General features: G+C 59.9%; 23 protein-coding genes. 9 read left to right on the top strand and 14 right to left on the bottom strand.

The window, feature by feature from the left end; all coding sequences use genetic code 11:
- Position 1 precedes the first annotated feature (1 nt).
- Entirely contained in the window at positions 2 to 1255 is a 1254-nt protein-coding gene (locus tag C934_RS0110045; protein WP_018856590.1) for a sarcosine oxidase subunit beta family protein, read from the bottom strand.
- Between the two features lie 441 nt (positions 1256 to 1696).
- On the opposite strand from C934_RS0110045, the gene C934_RS0110040 reads away from it, so the two are divergent.
- A complete protein-coding gene (locus tag C934_RS0110040) occupies positions 1697 to 3130 on the top strand; it encodes a DUF1254 domain-containing protein (protein ID WP_026371720.1) in 1434 nt (477 codons plus the stop codon).
- Positions 3131 to 3219: 89 nt separating this feature from the next.
- Here C934_RS0110040 and C934_RS0110035 read toward each other — a convergent pair whose 3' ends face one another.
- From C934_RS0110035 to C934_RS0110020, 3 genes are all read right to left on the bottom strand, one after another.
- Positions 3220 to 3438, bottom strand: a complete 219-nt coding sequence (locus C934_RS0110035; RefSeq protein WP_018856588.1) for a hypothetical protein — start codon at positions 3436 to 3438, stop codon at positions 3220 to 3222.
- A gap of 39 nt (positions 3439 to 3477) precedes the next feature.
- Positions 3478 to 3717 (bottom strand): 30S ribosomal protein S21, encoded by a 240-nt coding sequence (gene rpsU / locus C934_RS0110030; RefSeq protein ID WP_007527643.1) that lies wholly within the window; start codon positions 3715 to 3717, stop codon positions 3478 to 3480.
- A 456-nt stretch (positions 3718 to 4173) separates the two neighbouring features.
- Entirely contained in the window at positions 4174 to 4383 is a 210-nt protein-coding gene (locus tag C934_RS0110020; RefSeq protein ID WP_018856586.1) for a cold-shock protein, read from the bottom strand.
- Between the two features lie 442 nt (positions 4384 to 4825).
- Here C934_RS0110020 and rpsU (C934_RS0110015) point away from each other — a divergent pair, with 442 nt between their 5' ends.
- From rpsU (C934_RS0110015) to C934_RS0110000, 4 genes are all read left to right on the top strand, one after another.
- Positions 4826 to 5038 carry a 30S ribosomal protein S21 gene (gene rpsU, locus C934_RS0110015; RefSeq protein ID WP_003585885.1) on the top strand — a complete coding sequence of 71 codons (213 nt, stop codon included), beginning with the start codon at positions 4826 to 4828 and terminating at the stop codon, positions 5036 to 5038.
- 134 nt (positions 5039 to 5172) lie between these two features.
- Complete coding sequence (locus C934_RS0110010) at positions 5173 to 6033, top strand: tetratricopeptide repeat protein (protein ID WP_018856585.1); 861 nt, start codon at positions 5173 to 5175, stop codon at positions 6031 to 6033.
- 496 nt (positions 6034 to 6529) lie between these two features.
- A complete protein-coding gene (locus tag C934_RS0110005) occupies positions 6530 to 8188 on the top strand; it encodes a sensor histidine kinase (protein ID WP_018856584.1) in 1659 nt (552 codons plus the stop codon).
- A 60-nt stretch (positions 8189 to 8248) separates the two neighbouring features.
- A complete protein-coding gene (locus C934_RS0110000; RefSeq protein WP_018856583.1) occupies positions 8249 to 8731 on the top strand; it encodes a DUF992 domain-containing protein in 483 nt (160 codons plus the stop codon).
- Between the two features lie 51 nt (positions 8732 to 8782).
- Here C934_RS0110000 and C934_RS0109995 read toward each other — a convergent pair whose 3' ends face one another.
- The 7 genes from C934_RS0109995 to C934_RS0109965 form a co-directional block, all read right to left on the bottom strand.
- A complete protein-coding gene (locus C934_RS0109995; RefSeq protein WP_018856582.1) occupies positions 8783 to 9406 on the bottom strand; it encodes a LysE family translocator in 624 nt (207 codons plus the stop codon).
- An 81-nt stretch (positions 9407 to 9487) separates the two neighbouring features.
- The gene (locus tag C934_RS0109990) at positions 9488 to 10882 is read right to left on the bottom strand and encodes an NAD(P)(+) transhydrogenase (Re/Si-specific) subunit beta (protein WP_018856581.1); all 1395 of its coding nucleotides are present in this window, start codon (positions 10880 to 10882) and stop codon (positions 9488 to 9490) included.
- Between the two features lie 7 nt (positions 10883 to 10889).
- Positions 10890 to 11288 carry a proton-translocating transhydrogenase family protein gene (locus C934_RS0109985; RefSeq protein ID WP_018856580.1) on the bottom strand — a complete coding sequence of 133 codons (399 nt, stop codon included), beginning with the start codon at positions 11286 to 11288 and terminating at the stop codon, positions 10890 to 10892.
- Positions 11288 to 12433 carry a Re/Si-specific NAD(P)(+) transhydrogenase subunit alpha gene (locus C934_RS0109980; protein WP_018856579.1) on the bottom strand — a complete coding sequence of 382 codons (1146 nt, stop codon included), beginning with the start codon at positions 12431 to 12433 and terminating at the stop codon, positions 11288 to 11290. The genes C934_RS0109985 and C934_RS0109980 overlap by 1 nt, the downstream gene beginning before the upstream one ends.
- Positions 12434 to 12529: 96 nt before the next feature.
- Positions 12530 to 12754 (bottom strand): aa3-type cytochrome c oxidase subunit IV, encoded by a 225-nt coding sequence (locus C934_RS0109975; protein WP_018856578.1) that lies wholly within the window; start codon positions 12752 to 12754, stop codon positions 12530 to 12532.
- 178 nt (positions 12755 to 12932) lie between these two features.
- On the bottom strand, positions 12933 to 13685 hold the full coding sequence (locus tag C934_RS0109970; RefSeq protein ID WP_025658921.1) for an N-acyl amino acid synthase FeeM domain-containing protein: 753 nt from the start codon (positions 13683 to 13685) through the stop codon (positions 12933 to 12935).
- A 162-nt stretch (positions 13686 to 13847) separates the two neighbouring features.
- Positions 13848 to 16151, bottom strand: a complete 2304-nt coding sequence (locus C934_RS0109965; protein WP_026371718.1) for a putative bifunctional diguanylate cyclase/phosphodiesterase — start codon at positions 16149 to 16151, stop codon at positions 13848 to 13850.
- Positions 16152 to 16482: 331 nt separating this feature from the next.
- Between C934_RS0109965 and C934_RS0109960 the strand changes: the two genes are divergently transcribed.
- Positions 16483 to 17022 (top strand): TRAP transporter small permease subunit, encoded by a 540-nt coding sequence (locus C934_RS0109960; protein ID WP_018856575.1) that lies wholly within the window; start codon positions 16483 to 16485, stop codon positions 17020 to 17022.
- A gap of 20 nt (positions 17023 to 17042) precedes the next feature.
- A complete protein-coding gene (locus tag C934_RS0109955; protein ID WP_018856574.1) occupies positions 17043 to 18590 on the top strand; it encodes a TRAP transporter large permease in 1548 nt (515 codons plus the stop codon).
- Positions 18591 to 18649: 59 nt separating this feature from the next.
- Here C934_RS0109955 and C934_RS0109950 read toward each other — a convergent pair whose 3' ends face one another.
- Complete coding sequence (locus C934_RS0109950) at positions 18650 to 19759, bottom strand: TRAP transporter substrate-binding protein (protein ID WP_018856573.1); 1110 nt, start codon at positions 19757 to 19759, stop codon at positions 18650 to 18652.
- A gap of 298 nt (positions 19760 to 20057) precedes the next feature.
- Here C934_RS0109950 and C934_RS0109945 point away from each other — a divergent pair, with 298 nt between their 5' ends.
- On the top strand, positions 20058 to 20837 hold the full coding sequence (locus tag C934_RS0109945) for a gamma-glutamyl-gamma-aminobutyrate hydrolase family protein (RefSeq protein ID WP_018856572.1): 780 nt from the start codon (positions 20058 to 20060) through the stop codon (positions 20835 to 20837).
- A gap of 45 nt (positions 20838 to 20882) precedes the next feature.
- On the opposite strand, the gene C934_RS0109940 is transcribed toward C934_RS0109945, so the two are convergent.
- Positions 20883 to 21557, bottom strand: coding sequence for a VOC family protein (locus C934_RS0109940; RefSeq protein ID WP_018856571.1), 675 nt, complete (start codon positions 21555 to 21557; stop codon positions 20883 to 20885).
- Between the two features lie 122 nt (positions 21558 to 21679).
- Complete coding sequence (locus C934_RS0109935) at positions 21680 to 22582, bottom strand: adenylate/guanylate cyclase domain-containing protein (RefSeq protein ID WP_026371717.1); 903 nt, start codon at positions 22580 to 22582, stop codon at positions 21680 to 21682.
- Between the two features lie 292 nt (positions 22583 to 22874).
- Between C934_RS0109935 and C934_RS0109930 the strand changes: the two genes are divergently transcribed.
- Positions 22875 to 23246, top strand: a complete 372-nt coding sequence (locus C934_RS0109930; RefSeq protein ID WP_018856569.1) for a COG4315 family predicted lipoprotein — start codon at positions 22875 to 22877, stop codon at positions 23244 to 23246.
- The last annotated feature ends 29 nt before the right edge of the window (positions 23247 to 23275 follow it).

Genomic DNA, 23275 nt, shown 5'->3' with positions numbered 1-23275 from the left:
GTCAGTGCGCGACGGCGGCGGCGGCGGCTTCGTCGATCAGACGGCCGGTGCGGAAGCGGTCCAGCGTCAGGCCGGCATTGAACTTGTGTTCCTCATCGCGGGCGATGAGGTGCGCGAAGAGATTGGCCGAGCCCGGCGTCGCCTTGAAGCCGCCGGTGCCCCAGCCGCAGTTGACGTAGAGACCCGGAACCGGCGTCTTCGACTGAATCGCCGAACGGTCCGGCGTGTTGTCGACGATGCCGCCCCACTGGCGCATCATCTTGACGCGGCGGAACATCGGGAAGAGCTCGCAGATGGCATCGAGCGTGTGCGTGATGATCTGCAGGCCGCCGGTCTGGCTGTAGGAATTGTACTGGTCGGTGCCGGCGCCGATGACGAGCTCACCCTTGTCGGACTGCGAGATATAGGCGTGCACGGTGTTGGACATGACCACGCAGGGGAAGATCGGCTTCAGCGGTTCGGACACCAGCGCCTGCAGCGGGCTCGATTGCAGCGGCACGCGCACATCGGCCATCTTCATGACCGTGGTCGTGTGACCTGCGGCCGAAACGCCGACCTTCTTGGCGCCGATGAAGCCACGTGATGTCTCGACACCGGTAACGCGACCATCAGGGCCGCGTCGGATGCCGGTGACTTCGCAGTTCTGGATGATGTGGACGCCGCGATCGGACGCCGCACGCGCGTAGCCCCAGGCCACAGCATCGTGACGCGCCGTGCCGCCGCGACGTTGGAGGGCGGCACCGTTGATCGGGTAGCGGGCGCTGGCTGAGATATCGAGCGGCGGACAATAAGCCTTCGCCTGCTCCGGCGTCAGCCATTCATTGTCGATGCCGTAGAGGCGGTTGGCATGAATGTGGCGCTTGAAAGACTGCTGGTCGTGCACATTGTGCGATAGCATCATCACGCCGCGCGGCGAGTACATAACATTGTAGTTGAGATCCTGCGAGAGGTTCTCCCAGAGCTTCATCGAATGCTCGTAGATGTGCATGCTCTCTTCATAGAGATAGTTCGAGCGGATGATGGTCGTATTGCGACCCGTGTTCCCGCCGCCGAGCCAGCCCTTTTCGAGCACCGCAACATTTGTGATGCCATGCTCCTTGGCGAGATAATAGGCCGCACCCAGACCATGCCCGCCGCCACCGATGATGATGACGTCGTATTCGGCGCGCGGTTCCGGTGAAGTCCACTGCTTCTCCCAGCCCTTGTGACCCCTCAGGGCCTCCCTCGCCACGGCAAAAACCGAGTATCTGCGCATCCGCCTTCATCTCCTTCAGGGGAAAGGTCCCTTCTCGTCGGCCATACAAATCGCAAATCCAAAAGCGGCACAACGTTTCTTTTGCGACGCGGACCGGCTTTTGTTTTGACACGACGGGAGAATGCAGCAGGAGACGTCGGGTCGTTCTCACCCCGACTTGAAAAACGTTGAGTCACTTTCCGACCCGCGCAAACCGACCCGTGCAAACAGTGGTCAACCCTCAATGCATTTTAGAACACTTGAATTTACAATTCCTGAGCGCATATTTTCAGTCAGCGCGAGACCGCCCTCGCGCACCAGAAAATCACGTCTTTCGCATGAGTCGAACCGGTGCAGCCTCGGGAATAATCTACAACACGCGCCACCACCCCAGGTTTGCATCAATTGGAACGGACCGCCTCAACAAGGAGGATTGTTGCGCCGGTCGTTGGGAGGGTTGCAATGACATTGCGTGCTATCAATTTCGCTGCCGGTCTATTTTTAACCGGAGCGTGCATTGCCGGGCCTGGTATGGCCGCCGACCCCATAACCGAGGCGGAAGCCGCGGCCATCGGGGTTGATGCCTACGTCTATCTTTATCCGCTAGTCACCATGGATGTGACCCGTGCGCAGGCGACAAATATCGAAGCGGGCAAGAAGATGGGCCGTGGACCGGCCAATGCGTTCACCAATGTACCGGAATTCCCAACTGCTGAATTTCGAGATGTCGTCCGACCGAACTTTGACACGCTCTATTCCGTTGCGTGGCTCGACATGACCAAGGAACCAGTCATCGTGTCGGCGCCTGATACCGACGGTCGCTACTTCCTGCTGCCGATGCTCGACATGTGGAGTGACGTATTCGCCTCGCCCGGATGGCGGACGACCGGAACCGCGAAGGCGGATTTCGCGATTGTGCCGCCTGGATGGAGCGGCAAGGACCTGCCGGCCGGCGTACAGCGCATTGACGCACCGACGCCCTTCGTCTGGGTCATTGGGCGCACGAAAACGGATGGGCCGGCCGACTATGACACGGTCCACAAGATCCAGGCAGGCTACAAGGTCACGCCGCTGTCGCAATGGGGGAAGGCGGCAGAACCGGTGAAGGTCACGATCGATCCCAAGATCGATATGACGACGCCTCCCAAGAAGACTGTCGACGGCATGACCGCGGCGGATTTCTTCGCCTATGCGTCCGAGGTCATGAAACATAATCCGCCTCACATCACCGACCAACCGATCATCGCGCTAATGAAACGGATCGGCATAGAGCCGGGAAAAAGCTTCGATAAGACCAAGATCGATCCAACCGCCGCCAAGGCATTGGAAGCGGTTCCCGCCAAAGCCCAGAAGCTGATGGACTGGAAAGTTCCGACGCTTGCCCGCGTCGCCAACAATTGGTCGATGAACACCGACACCATGGGCGTCTACGGCAATTACTACTTGAAGCGGGCGATCGTCGCGCAGCTCGGGCTGGGCGCAAACCTGCCAGAGGACGCGATCTATCCGCTCAACCTCGGCGACGAGAAGGGAAACCCGCTAAACGGAGCGAACAGCTACAAAATCCACTTCGACAAGGCGAACCTGCCACCGGTCAAAGCGTTCTGGTCCGTCACGCTCTACGATCCCGAGGGATTTCAAGTCGCCAACAGCCTGAACCGATTTGCCGTCAGCAGCTGGATGCCCTTCGCCTACAATGCGGACGGTTCTCTTGATCTCTACTTCCAGAACAAGAGCCCGGGCGAGGACAAGGAAGCGAACTGGCTACCGGCACCTGCCGGGCCGTTCAACCTGACAATGCGCCTCTACGGACCGGAGAGCGAAGCCTTGACAGGAAAGTGGAACCCGCCGGTCGTCGAACTGGTGCCCGCGCTCCAACAGGTGACAGCACAGTAGCGATTTCGCGCGTGCCTCGAGCGATCCACATGGGTATCCCCATTGGGTTGAGAGGGCCCTCGCGCGCTGGCGCGAGGCTGCTGGGAGGATCAAACCGACTTGGGCGCAGTCCGCCGCTTCTTGGCAGGGGCGGCGGCTGTTGGTGCTTCGGCTTCTTGCTGCAAGCGTAGCGCCCTGAGCTTCTCGGTCTTCTTTTCGCGAGCCGCGGCTTCTGCCGTGATGATTGCTTTCGCTGTCGTATCAGTGGCAGCCGCCTTGTCGCGCGGGGAGAGCTTGGCCGGATTGAAGAGTTCGTCTTTTGAAGTCATCTGGTCTCTCTATCTAGACGGAGCTCGCCTCATGGCAGCTCAGCGAGCCGGACGGACTGCCTTCTTCGGAGCCGGAAGGAGACCTTCGCGCTGCAGCTTCTTGCGCGCCAGCTTGCGCTGACGGCGAACCGCTTCCGCCTTTTCGCGAACACGCTTCTCGGACGGCTTTTCATAAGCGCTACGCGCCTTGAACTCGCGGAACAGACCTTCGCGCTGCATCTTCTTCTTCAGGACGCGGAGTGCCTGGTCGACATTGTTATCTCGAACGAGAACCTGCAAATTCTTTCCTTTCGTGCGGCAAATCTGTTTGCCGGTTGGTCAGAGTGGAAGCTACTTCCGTACCCTGATGCTTGAAGTTTTCAACCAGGATCCGCCCTGGATATCCGCGTCGGCGTCAACTCTCGGCGTAGGGGATACCGACTGGTTCATGTCGATATCGCTCTCAAGAATCCGCCGATCGAAGTTTTCCGTCTCGAACCGGACCCGATACTGCGGGCGACTCCCGTCTGACGGTAGAACTACCGCGATCTTGCAGGTCCTGCGCGCCTCTTCGGTGCGAACGAGACCGTCTTTCAGAACGATAGTGTCGCCGACAGCGTATCTTGGCATTCGTGCCATTTGGTTCCACCGAACTGTCTTGAGCGTCAAAAACATAAAAGGCCGGGTTTGACCCCGACCTCCGCCATCAGGCTCTCAGCTGCCAGTACATCCGTGGTCAGCCGGGCCGAATGAGAATTAGGCTGCGCGCAGGTTGTCGGCAGAATTCTTGCCAGACTTCTTGTCGCGAACGAGATCATAGGTGATCTTCTGTCCATCGGACAGGCTTCCCAAGCCAGCGCGCTCAACAGCGGAAATGTGGACGAAAACGTCCGTGCTGCCGTCATCCGGCTGAATGAAGCCGAAGCCCTTGGTGCTGTTGAACCACTTAACGGTACCTGAATTCATAACGATCTCCTTTCATAGTCGTTACTGCCATGCGTTCATTCACAAGGCTAAGATCGATTTTGAGAGGAAATCTGACGGAGCTTGACGCTCTTTCACAAAGGTCACAACCAATAGTCGATTAGCTACATATAGCGCAAACTACGAAATAAACAAGGCAAGGAAGCGTGCTATCGGGGTTTTGGGCAGTTCGCGCAACGCGGATCGACAGCACTCCGAAACACCCAGCTACGCTGAATGGCCCCATTGCGCTCCCATAAAAGCGCCTTCCCTGGGATAAGAAACCGTTTTTTGCGGCAAGAACCGCCGGAACATATGGACTTCGCCCCACCGTTCTGCTATCCGCATCCTCAATCGCAAGGCTGCTGCCGCGCGAACTGTATATTTTTTGCCTCTGGCGCCGTGCTGACGCCGGCATCAACCAAACCAAAGGAACGTGATTCTCGTGCAGGTACTTGTCCGCGATAACAATGTCGATCAGGCTCTCCGCGCTCTCAAGAAGAAGATGCAGCGCGAAGGTATTTTCCGCGAAATGAAGATGCGCGACTACTACGAAAAGCCGTCGCAGAAGCGCGCTCGCGAAAAGGCCGAAGCCGTTCGCCGTGTTCGCAAGCTGGCTCGCAAGCGGGCACAGCGCGAAGGTCTCGTCGCACGCTAAGCGTAGCTGTCGTTATTTCGACGTTTTCAGATGCATGTTGGCGGGGGCGAACTATTCGCCACCGCCTTTTTATTGCTGCTGAAGCTTGCCCGTCCTTGAAGCGGACCGGCTGCACTGGGGGAAAACGAGCCCGCATGGCTGACATCACCAAGACCCGCTCTCTGCGTTCGCCGAAAATCGCCGTTCTACCGGTTTTCGCAATCGTCACCGCGCTAGGCCTTGCCGGCTGCACGACAGGCAGCACCTCGGATGCCGTCATCCGCATCGACAAGGCGCAGGGTTCGCAGGAAAACATCGCCTCGCTGACCTCAGTCATCAATGCCAATCCTCAGGATCCGGAAGGCTACAACGTCCGGGGCTCGGCCTACGGTCGCGGCGGCGACTTCCGCGCGGCGCTGAACGACTTCAACAAGGCCCTGCAGATCAACCCACGCTTCTATCAGGCCTACGCCAACCGCGCGCTGGTCTACCGCAACATGGGTCAGCAGCAGCAGGCGATCCAGGACTACAACAGCGCCCTGCAGATCAACCCGAACTACGACGTGGCGCTGATCGGCCGTGGCAATGTCTACCGCTCCGCCGGCCAGGACGATGCCGCCTACAACGACTTCAACAAGGCGATCCAGAACGGCACGACCGACGGCCGCGCCTATCACAATCGCGGTCTGATCTATCAGAAGCGCAATCAGCAGGATAAGGCGATCGACGACTTCTCGAAGGCGATCTCGCTCTCGCCGAATGCGCCTGAACCCTATAACGGCCGCGGCATTTCCTACATCGCGCTGAACGACGACGACAACGCATTTGCCGACTTCAATCACGCGATTGAGCTCAACGGCAACGTCGCCGAATCCTGGGCCAACCAGGCGCTGGTCTACGAGCGTCGTGGCGAAAAGGACAAGGCCGCCCGCTCCTACCGCCATGCAATCGGGCTCGACCCGAAGTACCAGCCGGCGAAGGACGGTCTTGCCCGCGTCGGCGCGGCCACCGGCTAAGGCACTACAGGCGACCTGCCAAACGGGCCGACGGTAACATCATCGCCGCTCAGCGGCACCTGGTGCCGGCAGCACGCGGCTCGGCGTGGATCTTTCGCCGCCCCGGCCCTTTCCTCCCCCCTCATCGCGATCGGGCCCGAACGGCCTTGCGGTGCCTGGCGCGCTCCCGAGTGAGCTTGGCGCCGTTTGTCAACCACTCGCCTCTTACGAGATTTTTATGAGCGATGCGGCCTCCGTTTTTCGTTCCCTTCCGCCTCGGAAGCTTCGATTGACGCCACGGTTGAACAAAAATTTGCGAATTGCCGGACGACATGTTTTAGTGTGTTGCAAGCACCATTACCTGTCCCTAACATTGCCGTGGGTTTCGATAGCAGGCTATCAGGAGAGCCGGGGGCGCGTTGAAGGCAATTGCGGTGGTCCAGATTTTTGCTTTCATGCCTGTAAACGGTTGGCGAACCGGTGATTTCGGCTGCATAAGTCAGCGGGGTACCGGCTCATGAAAGGCCGTTTCCGCTTCTTTCCGAAGGCATCGATCGGGACCTACCTGATCGCGATGGCACTTGCGACGGCCTTGCCGATTTTCGCACTGGTGGCACTTCTGCTCGCGCAGCTGGAAGACAACCAGCGCTCAACTCTGAGGCGTGAAACGGCCCAGGATGCGACCGCTCTCGCCCGCTCCATCGATCGCCAGCTTCAGGACATGGCCACAACTTTAAGGTTGCTATCGAACTCGCCGGAACTGGAGAATAACGACTTCGCCTCCTTCCACGCTCGCACCGAGACGTCCCTGCGTACAGACAATCTCTACGTCATCGCAGTTGATGAAACAGGGCAACAGCTCTTGAACACCCGTCGGGACTATGGCGAACCGCTGGGCAAGGCCGGCAATCTCCCGTCCGTCGAGGCCGCGATCAAATCCGGCCGAATCGAAGCGTCCGATGTGTTCATGGGACGAACTAGCGGCGAGTTCGTCTACAACGTCACCATGCCGATGCAGGCCGGCAAGGTCAGGGCGCTGATCATAACACAGAACGCCGGGGACCTTGCGAAGCTGGTCACCACCGAAGGCCTGCCGAACGATTGGTCTGCGGCGGTCATTGATCAGAGTGGGCATGTGGTGGCTTCCGCCGGCGCCACGAATATTGGCTTCGGCCAACCTTTCAATCCAGACATCCTGCCTTCCCTGGTCAATTTCAGCGGCGTCTACGAGAACAAGCAGGTATTGCCGAACGCGATGCTCGGCTATGCGCAGATTCCGGGTTGGTCCTGGAAGACCGTGATATGGGGCCCCGTCGCCACGGCGCAGTCTTCTATCCTGACGACATGGCGCTTTCTGATCATCGGCGGCCTGGCGCTGATGCTTGTCGCGATCCTGGCCGCCTATATCGTTGCGCGTCAGGTGCGCACGACGATCCGCTCAATCGCCGACATGGCCATTCGGATGGGCGAAGGCCACATCGTGGCCCCCATCGAGACCAGCGTCATCGAAGCGAACCAAGTTGCGGTCGCGCTCTCCAACGCTTCTTTCGACCGGAGTCAGACGGAAGACCGCCTGCACTTCGTGATGAACGAACTCGTGCACCGCACCAAGAACCTGCTGACCCTGGTGCAGGCGATGATGCGCCAAGTCGCCAAGCGCGCGGACAGCGTGGAGGCATACCAGGCAGCGGTTGTCGATCGCCTCGAAGGCCTGTCCCGGTCGATCGACCTGCTCACCAGCGAGCAATGGGCCGGCGCATCGCTGCGCCGCGTGATCGACATCCACTTCAAGGGCTTTCCGCAGGCTGCCGAGCAGACCGAGATATCTGGCAAGGATTTTGTCCTCAAACCCGACGTGGTGCAAAATCTCGGTCTCGTCCTGCATGAACTTGCCACGAACTCGGTAAAGTACGGTGCCCTTTCCGTGCCGCATGGCCGCGTTCGGCTGAGCTGGCGGGATGCCCAGAACGAAGAGCGCAACGAACCTCTTGTTGTCTTCACGTGGGAGGAGCGTGACGGTCCGGTAGCGCGCGCTCCCGAGAATTCCGGCTTTGGGACGACCATCATCAAGAATCACGCCGCCGCCGCTTTTGGTGGGACCGTGGAAATCGACTTCCCGCCAGAAGGCTTTTACTGGGCGTTGACGGCTCCTCGTCGCAACCTCGAGCGTGCATAACGCACGGAACAATTAACACTGGACCTTCGTTTCCGACAGGCTACTCGAAAGGAGAAGTCCATGTTCAGGGAAACGATGATTGCCGCGGCGGCTGCCGCAGTAGCCGCCATCGCAAACCCGGCAAGTGCCGCAAACTACATCACCCTCGGCCAGCTCGTCTGCGGATCGCAGGGTGGTCAGGGACTGATCGTCACCTCGCAGAAGAACCTGCTCTGCACCTTTACGCCGGCGGAGGGTGGCCCGAAGGTCGTCTATGCCGGAACGATCCAGAAATTCGGATTGGATGTCGGCCAGACCGGCAAGACTGTGATGATCTGGCAGGTTCTGGCCAAGACCGGAACCGACATTCCCGATTACGCGCTGGCCGGTGAGTATTACGGCGTAGGGGTCGATGCAAGCTTCGGCGCCGGCGCTGGTGCCAAGGTCATTGCCGGCGGCACCAACCAATCCTTCATGCTCCAGCCGTTGAACGTTCAGGCTCAGGAAGGCCTGAATCTCGCGCTCGGCGTGGAGAAACTGACGCTGGCGCCGGCCGCCACCTGATCTCAGGTCGCGCCGAAGAGGAGAGAGGCACCCGCCTCTCTCCTTTCCGTGTCAAGCGGAACGATGCGTCAGCGCAAGAGCGCCGCCGAACAACATCATCATCGAGCCGCTGATCCGATTGACAAGGCGAACCGCCCAGGCATTGCGCATGACGCCACGCAGTCGCGAGCCGACGAAGGCATAAATGCTGATCGCCCCGACCTCCAAGACCAGGAAGATTGCTCCGAGCGTGAAGAAACTCTGCCAGTAGGCATTGCGTTCGACGAACTGCGGCAAGAAAGCCGTGAAGATCAGGATCGCCTTGGGGTTGCTCGACGCAACAAGAAACTCCTGCCGCACATACGCCCTGAACGTTGAAGGGTGATGGGCAGCCGCCAGTTCCGACACATCCACCTTCGCGCGGAACAGCTTGAAACCAATCCAGAGCAGATAAGCGACACCCAGCCACTTCACGATCGAGAAGGCCACGCCTGAAGCCATCAGGAGGGCGCCGAGACCGAAGGCCGTGATGGCGATCATGATCGCAAAGGCGACGATGCGCCCGGCGGAGGCTGCAATTGCCATGCCCATTCCTGCGCGCGCACCGATCGTCACCGAGAGCAGGTTGTTCGGACCAAACGCCATGTTCAGCGCAAAACAGGCGGGAACGTAGAGGAGCAGCGTTTCGAGGGACATGACATCACCGTGCAAAACAATGGGCGCGGTCCAAGTCCGCGCCCTTGTAGTTTAATCGAGATCAAGCATGCTGGCGACGCTTCAGTGGCCGATCGCCTTGTTGATTTCTTCGGTGACCTTCTTGGCATCTCCGAGCAGCATCATCGTACCGTCCTTGTAGAACAGCGTATTGTCGATACCGGCGTAACCGGAGCCGAGCGAGCGCTTGACGAAGAGGCAGGTCTTGGCCTTGTCGACATCGAGGATCGGCATCCCGTAGATCGGCGAGGTCTTGTCATCGCGCGCCGCCGGATTGGTGACGTCGTTGGCGCCGATGACATAGGCGACGTCAGCCTGCGCGAACTCCGAGTTGATGTCCTCAAGCTCGAAGACCTCGTCATAGGGCACGTTCGCTTCAGCAAGCAGCACGTTCATGTGACCCGGCATACGGCCCGCGACCGGATGGATCGCGTATTTCACCTCGACGCCGTTCTTCTTGAGATTGTCGGCCATTTCGCGCAGCGCATGCTGCGCCTGCGCCACCGCCATGCCGTAACCCGGCACGATGATGACCTTCGAGGCATTTGCCATCAGGTAGGCGGCATCCTCGGCCGAACCGAGCTTGACCGTCTTGTCGGAATTATCCGCGCCGCCCGCGACCGTCTCGCCGCCGAAGCCGCCGAGGATGACGGAAACGAAGGAGCGGTTCATGCCCTTGCACATGATGTAGGAGAGGATCGCACCGGACGAACCGACCAGCGCGCCGGTGATGATCAGCGCCAGATTGCCAAGCGTGAAGCCGATGCCGGCGGCCGCCCATCCCGAATAGGAATTGAGCATCGACACGACGACAGGCATGTCGGCGCCGCCGATGGGCACGATCAGCAGTACGCCGAGTGCCAGTGACAGCGCGACGACCGCCCAGAAATCGAAATGGCTTTCCGTTGCGGCGAGGCCGATGATGAAGAGCACGATCAACACCAGCAGGGCGATGTTGATCAGGTGACGGAAGGGCAGCAGGATCGGCTTGCCGGACATGCGCCCGTCGAGCTTCAGGAAAGCGATGATCGAGCCGGTGAAGGTCAGCGCGCCGATCGCAACGCCGAGCGCCATTTCGATCCGCGCCTCGGTGTGAATGCCGCCGATATTGCCGATGCCGAAGGATGACGGCGTATAGAGCGCCGAGGCCGCCACAAGCACGGCGGCAAGGCCGACCAGCGAGTGGAACCCTGCAACCAGCTGCGGCATCGAGGTCATCGGGATCACGCGGGCGATATAGGCGCCCGCGCCGCCACCGATGGCGAGACCTAAGACGATCAGCACCAGCCCGCCGAACGAGGGTGTCGCCAGCGTCAACGTGGTGAGGATCGCGATCCCCATGCCGGTCATGCCGTAAAGATTGCCCTTGCGGCTGGTGGCCGGATGGGAAAGACCGCGCAATGCCAGGATGAAAAGCACGCCGGAAACAAGATAGAGAAAGGCTGCGATACTGTTCATGCGGTCCTCACTTGTCCTTCTTCTTGTACATCGCCAGCATGCGCTGGGTGACAAGGAAGCCGCCAAAGATGTTCACGGAGACGAGGACCAGGGCGATGAAGCCAAAGCCGGTCGCAAGCCCGCTGGTCGAAATGCCGACCGCCAAAAGCGCACCGACAACGATTACTGACGAGATCGCATTGGTCACCGCCATCAGCGGCGTATGCAGCGCCGGCGTCACCGACCAGACGACGTAATAGCCGACGAAGATCGCCAGCACAAAGATCGCGAACTGAAACACGAAGGGATCGATCGCACCGCCGGTTGCAGCACTTGCCGCCTCTGGAGCATGGGCGGCCGCGGCCGCCACGGCATTCACGGCCTGGTTCAACTGCTCCAGCGCCTTGTCCATTGCTTCACTGGCCATCAGTTATCCCCCTTCTTTGCGCCGAACGCCGGGTGCACGACATTGCCTGCATGTGTCAGCATCGTCGCCTTGATCAGTTCGTCCTCGAGATTGAGCGTGACCGACTTCGTTTCCTTGTTGACCATGGTCTCAAGGAAGGTGACGAGGTTCTTGGCGTAGAGCTGGGAGGCGCTGGCAGCGATCCTGCCGGCCATATTCGAAAAGCCGATGACGCGCACGCCGTCGACGTCGGCGACCTTGTTCGGCTTGACGCCTTCGATATTGCCGCCGCGCTCGACGGCAAGGTCGACCGCAACCGCACCCGGCTTCATCGATTTCAGCATCTCACGCGAGACCAGCTTCGGAGCCGGACGCCCCGGGATCAGGGCCGTGGTGATGACGATGTCCTGCTTGGCGATATGATCGGCCACAAGGGCGGCCTGCTTCGCCTGGTATTCCTTGGACATTTCCTTGGCATAGCCGCCGGCCGTTTCGGCCGCCTTGAACTCTTCGTCTTCGACGGCGATGAACTTGGCGCCCAGAGAGGCAACCTGCTCCTTGGCCGCGGGGCGAACGTCGGTCGCCGACACCGCGGCGCCGAGACGGCGCGCCGTGGCGATAGCCTGCAAGCCGGCAACACCAGCGCCCATGACAAAGACCTTGGCCGCGGGAACGGTGCCGGCCGCCGTCATCATCATCGGCATGGCACGGTCATAAACCGCAGCCGCTTCGATGACCGCCTGATAGCCTGCGAGGTTTGCCTGCGAGGAAAGAACGTCCATGGACTGCGCTCGGGTGATGCGCGGCATCAACTCCATAGCGAAACTGGAGAGCCCGGCCTTGGCCATGGCGGCGATCGCTTCGTCATTGCCGTAGGGATCCATGACCGCGATGACGACCGCGCCCCCCTTGTAGCCGCCGATCTCCTCGTCCGTCGGACGACGGACCTTCAATACCACATCCGCGGTCGCCGCCGCACCGATCGAGCCAATCCGCGCGCCGACCGCTTCGAATTCCGCATCCGGAACTTTCGACTTGGTGCCCGCTCCGGACTCGACGACGACGTCGAGACCGAGCCCAATCATCTTCTTTACGGTCTCGACGGACGCAGCGACGCGCGTCTCATCCCCCGTGGTTTCCTTCGCCACAAAAACAATATTGCCCAACCGCCCCTCCTCCGGGTCAGCCAGCCTGCCGCAGGTCCCCCTGCTCAGCCCGAACATTCAGTCAAAGCTTGGAAAAGCGCCCTCCCCGCGCCGCGCTTAACGCAGCAGAACGAGGCCGGCGATGAAGACGATTAGCAGGACAACGAGGCCGCCGAGGAAGCCAGCACCGGTGAAGAAGCCAGCCGTCATGCCAAGCAGGAGAGCGACGAGAAACAGCGTGCCGTACTTAGCAGCGGCAAGGAACATGAGGTAGGTCTGCTCGTGTTCCTTATAGTCCATCGGCGCGCCGACTTCTGCAGGTCCGGTGTGATGCTCAGCCATGAATATCGTCTCCCTCAAAATGCCTGGCCGGTTTGAGACGCGGCCACGAATGCCATTATTTCCCAAGGCTTGCGCCTGGAAATTCCCTTGTCAGGCATTACACAAAGCCTGGGAAAAGCGCAATGCAGGAGAATGCCGCAGTTGGTGCGACACTCTCCATTTCGCGATGCATCGCAGATCAGAGGGGGAGATCCGTCCCAAGCTGACCGTTCGGCACGAAGCGAGCTGTGGGGATGATCGTGAGGGGCGGCAGCGTGTCCTCCGGAATGCGCGAGAACATCATGCGCTGTTCGCTGGCGCTGGAGATAAAGAACGGATAGCGCGTCAGCAGCTTGCGCCCCACTTCAATCACGTTCGTTGCCATCAACGTCATGTCGATTCCGTAGTTCTTTGCCAGCTGACCGGGCACGATCGTATCGGCATAGAAGACCCGCTTGTAGAATGCGGCATGCGGAGGCCGGCAGAACTGAAGGACGCGGTCCGCGCGGAAGTATGCGGCCGCGACGATACTGGGTCTCAACGTCAGATAGGGAATCCAAGGCAGATCGGCCGTCAGATCAGGATCGGCGGCAAACCGCGCCGGATCGATCAGTGTCAGCCCGGCATCGAGCAGCGCGTCCATCGCCCACGGAAAGGCACCCGCGGACTGGCTGACGCGATGCTCAGGTGTAACATAATGGAGCCGTATCGTGCTGACCAACTCGCCGTAATAATAAATACCGAAGACATGCGCGTGACTGTCGAAATCGGTCGCGTCCAACAGTCCCTTCGGAGCCAGTGCCAGCACGTCATGGGCCTTGTAAGCCTTGTAGCGCAGGCGCTCCACCTCGATCATGTCCTCGCTGCTTTCCATGCGGCGGTATTCAATATGATCTAGAATTCCAAGAAGCTTATTACTGAAATCGCTCGTTGTTACAGGAGTATCCACCATGGTTCCTCGGCTGATCGGTTAATAATTCATTAATCATCCGAAAAAACAGCCGACGGCAAGGAACCAACGATAATTTGCGTTATATTTGAATTGTTAAGGTTAACGGCGTTCGCCAGGGAACGGAGCGGCATGGGCCGCTTCCACAAGCTGAAAATTTGAGATTCAGGCTACCTTAGGGCGGCGGCGCGGGGTGGGGCCGCCCGCAAGGCTCTGCGAAAGGATCGCGATATTTTGCGCCGGAACGGCCGGCGAGAAAACATAGCCCTGCACGAGATCGGTCGCACGATACTTGTTGAGAAGGGCCAACTGCTCGGTCGTCTCTACACCTTCGGTGACGATCTTGAGGCCAAGTTCACGCGCCAGATTGACGGTACCGCGCAGCAGTTTGAGGCGGCGGTCGTCCTCGACGATGTTTCGCAGGAAGGACCGGTCGATCTTGACGATATCAAGCGGAAGCGTGTCGAGGTAACTGAGGCTCGAGAAACCCGTGCCGAAATCATCGATGGCGATCGTGATGCCGCGCGCCCGCAGGTCCGCCAGGATGGCGCGCACAGCGGCCGGCTCGTCGATCAAGCAACTCTCGGTGATTTCGAGATGCAGTCGCTCGGGCCCCAGACCCGAGGCGCTCAGTGCTTCGGAAACCGCGGAAAGAATGTCTGCATCCCGCAGATCTCTGGCGGAAAGGTTCACCGAGACCGCGATATGCTCGGGCCAAGTCATACAATCTGCGCAGGCCTTCATCAGGATGAAGCGTGTGATGTCCGAGATGATGCCCATCTCTTCCGCCAGGCGGATGAACACGTCGGGCGGAATGGCACCCTTTTCCGGATGCACCCAGCGAGCAAGCGCTTCGGCGCATTCAATACGCGAGCCGTCGGCCTTGAACATCGGCTGGTAGGCAATGCTGAGCCCCTGCATCCCGACCGCTTCGCGCAGATCGGCCTTGAGCTTCTGCTGCTCGATGTAGCGGCCATCCATCTCGCGCTCGAAGCTTGCAATACCGCCGCGCTGTTTCGACTTGCTTTCGAACAATGCCAGGTCGGCTTTGATGCTCCACTCTTCCATCGCGAAGGCATCGCTTTCAAGAAGCGCAAAGCCACCGCTCAGCGAAACCAAGAAGGTCACGTCATCGGCTTCGTAGTTGCCTTGGATGGCAGCATGCAAACGACGAACTTCTGCGTCCAGCGCTTCCATATCCTTCGCATGCGGGAAGAACAGGATGAACTGGTCACCCATCAGACGGCCGACGATGGCCTTGCGCGCCTGCTCCTCGATGCGGTTGGCGATAGCGCAGAGAAGATGGTCGCCGGTGATATGGCCGCGCATGTCGTTGACGTGTTTGAACTCGTCGATATCAAGCACCATGAACGCAACAGGCCCGCGTTTTTTCGGGTGCTTGTTCAGATAGTCCTGCACGAGATGGCTGAAATACTCGCGGTTCGGCAACCCGGTCAGAGCATCGAATCGAACCATGTGCAAGATCTTCTGCTCTGCCTTCACGCGGCTGGACACGTCTTCGAAGATCAGCACCGCGCCGCCATCAGGCCGGCGGCTTGCGGAGAATTCAAGCGACAGATCCTCGGGAAAATGGATGAGCATGCGTGACAGCTTGCCATCGGCGACCTGGGTCATCTGGCGGAGGATGAGCTCCGGCTGCGTGGAATCCATAAAGCTGTAGCGGGCGCCGTAACGCAGGACCGCGCTGAGGTCGCGCTCCTTCAAGCGCTCGGGGTCGCCGATCTTCAGAAGTTCGCAGGCCTTGCGGTTGATCACCTGGATACGGTTTTCGGGATCGACCATGACGAGGCCATGCGGCATGTTATTGAGCGCTGTATCGAAACGGTCGGCGATCACGGTGATTTCCCGGCGCGCAATGACATTCTCGTAGAGAAACTCGCGCACCCCGTTGGCCATCGCCCGTGTCGTCAGCCAGAATGGGATGAGAAAAATCGACAGGATTCCACGATAGAAGTCCAGCGCCATCAGGCTGCAGATGATCATCGGCAGGCAACAAGAGAAGGTCTGCAGGTCGATCGCCATGCGCGAACCGTAGTTGCGGCCGACGACGGAAACCATGGTGGCCATGGTCACGGCAATGCAGGCGAGCTCCGCAAAACCATCGCCCAAGAAGAATATGGCATAACCGCTGGCAATGCCCAGGAGTGTCGTGGTGCCGGCAGCGCCGGCCACGAGAATTCGCTCCCAATGCTGGATTCCGGCGTACGAGAGTCTTTCTTTGTCGACGCGATCGAACTGCCAGAAGATCGCCATGCGTCCGCCGAACACAAGGACGAAGGCAGCGGCGAGGATGAGATACAGGAAAGACTGCGTCTTGGCGGCGATTGCGAGGCAAGTCGCCGCGTGAACGATAACACCGACGAGCAACGTCATGCGGTTCCCAGAAAGGGAACTCACAAACGACAGATACACATCCGTTGGAACCCTGCCCGGGTTATGTGGCTTCATCCATGCTTTTCCTGTGCGGCGAGACCTTACTGCGAACCCTTTAAAAATTGATTTCGTCCAAACCATAGATTTGGTTGAATTTTTTAAAACCATAACGCGAAAATCCTGGTTTCATAAAGGTTTACGCAGCTACAAGGAGATCTTTGATTCCGGGCCTGCCATGCTCGATTGTCGGCAGTGCCAGGGAGTCGTCGGCAGTGCCTGCGGCGTGCGCTTCGCATAAGACTATATTCCAACACGCCCCCTTTAATCTTCCAATTTGAAACACCCTAGTCTACCAATCCAGAGAGGAGAACGTGTCGAAACAGGCACGATAAAAAGGGGGAAAGGCATGCCGGCTTTGCTGACGGTCAGCCGGCTGATCGATGCGGTCAGCCAATTCATGGGCAAACTGTCCGAATACATGGTGCTGCTCTGCTGCCTGATCAGCGCCGCCAATGCACTCATCCGTTACTCGTTCAACTATAGCTCCAACGGCTGGCTCGAGATCCAATGGTATCTCTTCGCCTTCATCGTTGTGCTCGGTGCAGCACACACGCTGCGTATGAACGAACATGTACGCGTCGACCTCATCTACGGCTCCGTTTCCGACAAAGCGAGGATCTGGATCGATATCATCGGCCTCATCGTCTTCCTGATCCCGGCCTGCATCTTCCTGACCTGGCTCTGCTGGCCCTTTTTCCTGTCCTCTTACCAACAGCATGAGATCTCTGCCAATGCCGGCGGCCTGATCCGCTGGCCGGTCAAGTTCATCCTCGTTCTCGGCTTCGGGCTGCTGTCGCTTCAGGGGATCTCCGAGTTGATCAAGCGGATCGCCGCCCTGACCGGCTACATCCTGATCGATACGAAATACGAAAAACCGCTGCAGTAAGCCGGACCGGAGGAACACCATTGTTTGATTTCGGCATTATTCCGCCGGCGATGTTCGTGGGCATGGTTCTATTCATGCTCTACGGCTTTCCGGTCGCCTTTTCGCTGGCTGCCGTCGGCCTGTTCTTCGGCATCATCGGCATCGCCACGGGACATTTCACCGAGGCCTTCCTGCAGGCCCTGCCGCTGCGCTTCTTCGGGATCGTTTCCAACGACCTACTGCTCGCCATCCCCTTCTTCACCTTCATGGGCGCCATACTGGAGCGCTGCGGACTGGCTGAAGATCTGCTCGAGGGAACAGGCAAGCTGTTCGGCCGCGTTCCCGGCGGCCTTGCCTACGCGGTAATCCTCGTCGGCGCCGTGCTTGGCGCCATCACCGGCACCGTTGCGGCATCCGTCATCACCATGGGTGTAATCTCGCTGCCGATCATGCTGCGTTACGGCTACAGCCCGAGGCTGGCCACCGGCGTCATTGCCGCCTCCGGCACCATTACCCAGGTCATTCCGCCGTCCCTGGTGCTGGTCGTCCTTGCCGACCAGCTCGGCAAATCGGTCGGCGACATGTATCTCGGCGCCATCGGCCCCTCGATCCTGCAGGTCGCGATCTTCATGGGCTATATCCTGATCCTGTCGATCCTGAAGCCGGCCTCTATGCCGCCGCTGCCGAAAGAAGTGCGGGGCGACTTCAACTGGGCGCTGCTCCTGCGGGTATTGTCCGGGATGATCCCGTCGATCGTGCTGATCTTCCTGGTTCTCGGCACGATCTTCATGGGGCTCGCAACCCCCACCGAAGCCGGTGCGCTCGGTGTTGTCGGCGCAATGGTGCTTGCCGCCATGCACCGCCGCCTCACCTGGCCGCTGATGCAGGAGGCCATGCGCTCCACCATGCACATCACCTCGATGGTGGTGATGATCCTGATCGGCTCGACCTGTTTCAGCCTGGTCTTCCAAGGCATGGACGGCTCGCGCTGGATCGAACACATGCTGTCGGGCATCCCCGGCGGCCCGGTCGGCTTCCTGATCTTCGTCAACATCTTCATCTTCGTGCTGGCCTTCTTCCTCGATTTCTTCGAGATCGCCTTCATCGTCATTCCGATGCTGGCGCCGGTCGCCTCAGCCCTCGGCATCGACCTGATCTGGTTCGGCGTGCTGATCTGCGTCAACATGCAGACGAGCTTCATGCACCCGCCCTTCGGCTTCGCGCTTTTCTACCTGCGCTCCATTGCCGATCGCAGCGTCAAGACGTCGGACATCTACATGGGCGCCCTGCCCTGGGTCTGCATGCAGCTGGTCCTCGTCGCGATCGTGATCTTCTGGCCACAATCGGTAACGTATTGGCTGGACAAGGGACCGAAAGTCGATCCGAACTCGATCAAGATCGAAGTGCCGGGCTTCGGCGGCAACGGCTTGTCGCTGCCCCCGCTGGGAGCCCCGGGCGGCGGCCCACCGCAAATGCCCGGACTGAGCTTGCCGCCGATGAACGGCCTGCCCGGCCAGCCGCCCGCGCCGGCACCCGCAACGCCCGCGCCGCCTGCAACGGACCTCAGCCAGCCCCCGAAGATAAACTGACAACAAAAAGCCCCGGACCAAAATCCGGGGCTTTTTCTTTGTCCGAACTGGACTGTCGGTCAAATCTTGCCGGCGCGCTGCTGGATCATCATGAACGTGTCGAAGGTGTACTCCGACAGCTGCGCCCAGAGATACGCATCGCGCTTGAACGCGGTCTGATCCTCGTAGATCTTCTTGAAATACGGGTTCGAGGCCGAAATCTCGGCGTAGATCCCGAGGGCAGCCTGGAAGCAGGCTTCCATGATTTCCTGGCTGAAGGGACGAAGCGTGGCGCCCTCCGCCACCAACTGCTTGAGTGCCGTGGGGTTCTTCACATCGTACTTTGCCATCATGTTTGTGTTGGCAAAGGCGCAGGCATCGGTCAGTGCCGCCTGATAGTGCTTAGGCAGGCTGTTCCACTTTTCGAGGTTGAAGAAGGCGTGGACCGTCGGGCCGCCTTCCCACCAGCCGGGGTAATAGTAGTACTTCGCGACCTTGTGCAGGCCGAGCTTCAGGTCGTCATAGGGACCGACGAATTCTGAAGCGTCGATCGTGCCCTTTTCAAGGGCCGGATAAATATCGCCGCCGGCGATCTGCTGCGGAATGACGCCAACCTTGCTGATGACCTGGCCGGCAAGACCGGCAATACGCATCTTGACGCCCTTCAAGTCGTCAAGCGTATTGATCTCCTTCCGGAACCAGCCGCCCATCTGGGCGCCCGTGTTGCCGGCCGGCAGGCCATAGATGCCCTGCGTGGCGTAAAACTCATTCATCAGCGTGTTGCCGTTGCCTTCGTAGAACCAGGCATTGGTCAGGCGTCCGTTCAGACCGAATGGAATGGCAGTGCCGATCGCGTAAGTCGGATCCTTGCCAACAAAGTAATAGGAGCACGTGTGCGCGGCCTCGACCGTGCCGGCGCTGACGGCATCGGCGGCCTGCAGGCCCGGAATGATTTCGCCGGCCGCAAAAGGCTGAATGGTGAAGTTGCCGTCGGTTGCCGCGGCAAGGTGCTTGGCAATGTCATCCGCAGCGCCATAGATCGTATCGAGGCTCTTCGGGAACGACGACGTCATGCGCCACGAAATTTTAGGGTTCTCTTGTGCAATGGCGGGTGCTGCCAGTGCACCCGCAGCAGCAACGGCGCCGGCGCCGGCGGTTCCTGCCTTCTTCATGAATGAACGACGATCCATCAAAAACCTCCCGTATAGATGGCACTGCGAGGCGAACCCTCGTCTCTACCCGCAGCAATGGCGGGAAGCTAAGCACGGTGGCGACCGTGTTTCAAGCACTGTGCCATTAGTCTTTGGCATCACAACGGCAATATGGCGGCGAAGTGCATTTCCATGAGAATCAGCAGGTTAGCGGTAATTTGCCGGAGCCGGCGGCCACGACTGCCGTAATTCCGCCCGCGATTGCGCCGAGACGTTGACTTCCGGGCCGTTCTCGGCTCTCTCAATACACCAATTCCATCTTCCGACCGGGGTTAAAATGACGAAGCCGATCGTCGCCGTTCCTGCCGATATCCGCACCTTCGACGGTGCCACATGGCACGCCGTCCAGCATCAGTATGTGCGCGCGGCACTCAATGCCGCCGGTGTCATGGCCTTCATCATTCCGGCCTTCGAGGAAGGATACGGAACCGACGCGATTCTGGACCGCGTCGATGGCGTTCTCGTCTCCGGTTCGGCCAGCAACGTCCACCCGTCTTACTATGGGGCAACGGCGACCGATGCCGACGGCCCCTTCGATATCGCCCGTGACGCCACCGCTCTGCCGTTGATCCGCCGTGCCATCGACCGCGCCATTCCCTTGCTCGCAATCTGCCGCGGCATTCAGGAACTCAACGTCGCAATGGGCGGCACGCTTGCCAGCGAAATCCAGGACCAGCCAGGCATATGGGATCATCGCACCCCGGCCGAGGTAGACCGTGACGGCAAGTACGCGATCCGCCAAAGCGTCTTCGTCAAGGAAGGCTCCTGCATCGCAGGTATCGTCGGCCCCGGCGAGATCAGGGTGAACTCACTGCATCGCCAGGCGATCGCCAAGACCGCGCCGCGCCTGCAGGTCGAGGCCGTCGCCGAGGACGGCACGATCGAGGCCGTGTCCGTGATCGATGCCCCGGCCTTTGCGGTCGGCGTCCAGTGGCACCCGGAGTACTGGGCCGAGACCGACAAGCCGTCCAACCAGATCTTCTCTGCTTTCGGCGATGCGGTCAGGGATTACGCGGCAGGCAAGCTCGCCAAGGCGGCGGAAAAAACCCCCGCCTGATTGGCCTGCCAGTTGCGCGGCCCTTTATGGCTGCACGGTGAAAACCTACGATGACAGCGGCTTGCCCGCCTGTTCGCGAACCATGTATTCCGCATACCAGGTCGGCCAGTCTTCATCGCGCTTGCCGATGCGCTTCTCATGTTCTCCATGAGCGGCTTCCGCACGGCGCAAGGCCGCGGCGAGATCGCTGGCAGACGAATACATCGTTTCATCAGCATCTATGCGCCCAGGCAGTCGGGTCGTGATCTCCTGAAACAGCCAGCCGTTTCCATCCGGATCGCTGAATGAAGCAAACGAGCCGTAGCTCTTGCGCTGGGGATGCGGACCTCTCACGCGTGCATTTTCGCCGGCATGATGGAAGACGCCACCGGCATCGTGGAAGACATCACTCAGCGCGACGCCGCGTTCGGCGAGCTCGGCACGAGCGGCTTCGACATCGGAAACGATCAGATGGAGGCCCTGCGCCGTGCCGGGCACGGCCGCCGTCACGTTCTTGCCGAAGATGACGGAGCAGGGCGAGCCCGGAGGCGTGAATTGAATGACCCTGAAGTCGTCGCCCGTGACGAAATCGGCATCCAGCCGCCAACCGAGATTGCTGTAAAACTGCTTGGCACGGTCGACGTCCGAGACCGGGATGACGATGACCTCGAGCTTCATGGCGGCCGTCCGCATTGCCGCGGTCCTGGCCGCAGTCTCGCTGTGCACAGAGGTATTGCCCATGTTCAGCTCCCTGGTTTGGATACTTCGAGATTGGCAATAAAACTTGGCGAGTGGATCACAGCGACCGCAGGCAGTCGAATCAATTTGTCCCATCCGAGCACGGCGGATAGGAGCTCCTGCGTTTACCTTCGCATCGCCCACCGCAGGCCGACGGCGACCGCCAGGCCCAGCAGCGGCCACATCGCCCAGAACACCCCGTGCCATGTCAGCAAGTTGATGATAACGATACCAATGCCGATAACGGCCAAGCCGGCAAGACGCTGGTCGAAGCGGCTCTGATTCCGGTTCCAGGCCATCGCAGCGACGAAGGCAAGGCCGAGGAGCGGCCAGACGGCCCAGAACTCGCCCTGCCACGTCAAAAGATTGATCACGACCAACGCGATCGCGACAACCGCGAACACCCCGCCAATCTTCCGCACCCTCGGTGCAAGGGGGCGCCCCGGCGCAGGCGCCGCAGCCGCCGGCAACGGGCGAGCGGGTGGTGCGGGCGTCGTGGACACGTCGTCTCCGATCCGCACAGCATAGCTCGGCACGGCCTCGCTAACGTTCTTCACCGTCAGTGGCCCGAGAAAATCGAAGCCGACGGCGACCTTGTTGCGGACCTGGTCGTAGACTGTGTTGGAGATCACGATGCCGCCCGCTGCTGCGGAAGCCTGAAGCCTGGCGGCGATATTGACGCCGTCGCCGTAGAGGTCGTCACCCTCGGCGATGACATCGCCGAGATTGATGCCGATCCGATAGAGCATGCGTCCTTCCGCCGGCCGGGCGGCGTTTATTCCGACGAGTTCGTTCTGGACATCGATGGCAGCGCGCACCGCTTCGACGACGCTCGGAAATTCCGCGATTAGGCCGTCGCCCCAGGTATTGATCACCCGACCGCCATGCGCGCCGATCAGCCGCGACATCGCATCGCGCGACCACTTCAGCATGGCAAGGGTACCCTCCTCGTCGGCGCCCATCAGCCGCGTATAGTCTTGGACATCGGCCGAGAAGATGGTCGTCAGCTTGCGTCGCATTTCATTCATCGGATTGCGATCCACCCTGGGTTTGGCAAGACAGTTTGCAGCAGCAGCCATCTGATAGGGAGATTTCCCCATTCGAAAGTTCTGCAATAGCTGACCACACTTTTCAACGCATACGCGAACAATGCCCTGGGCGCTTCCAGCAGAAAGATGCGCGTTGCGTGCGATCGAGTAAAACAAATCCGAATGCGCACCGCTGTCAGCGAGACCATGGAACCGCCAAGTCGCAGGAACGTTTCTTGCTCACATCGGGCGCTACCAGCATCCCGCTGGCACTCCTGAACAGGAGGTAACCATGAAAACGCTGATCGTCTCTGCCGGCCTGTTGGCTGCAACCGCCTTTGCGGCGTTTGCGGCGGAACCGGCCAAAATGGTCGATACGAAGATGGGCAAGATCCTGGCAAACGCCAAAGGCATGACGCTCTACACGTTCGACAAGGACGCCATGGGCAAATCGAACTGCGACGAGGCTTGCCTGAAGAAGTGGCCAGCCTTCCACGCCGCCGCCAAGGCCAAGGCCGAAGGCGAATGGACACTCGTCAAGGCGGCCGACGGCAAGGAAATGTGGGCATACGAAGGTAAGCCACTTTACACGTTCGCCGGAGACAAGAAGCCCGGCGATATGACAGGCGATGGCGTCGGCGGCGTCTGGCACGTCGCCAAGTAGCCAGGCACAGTAGACTGGGGTGAGGCCGA

Origin of the sequence: Rhizobium sp. 42MFCr.1 (assembly GCF_000377185.1) — a bacterium.
GTDB classification, from domain to species: domain Bacteria; phylum Pseudomonadota; class Alphaproteobacteria; order Rhizobiales; family Rhizobiaceae; genus Rhizobium; species Rhizobium altiplani.
Note: the sequence above shows the minus strand (reverse complement) of the source record. Positions and strands in the feature narration are given on the sequence as shown.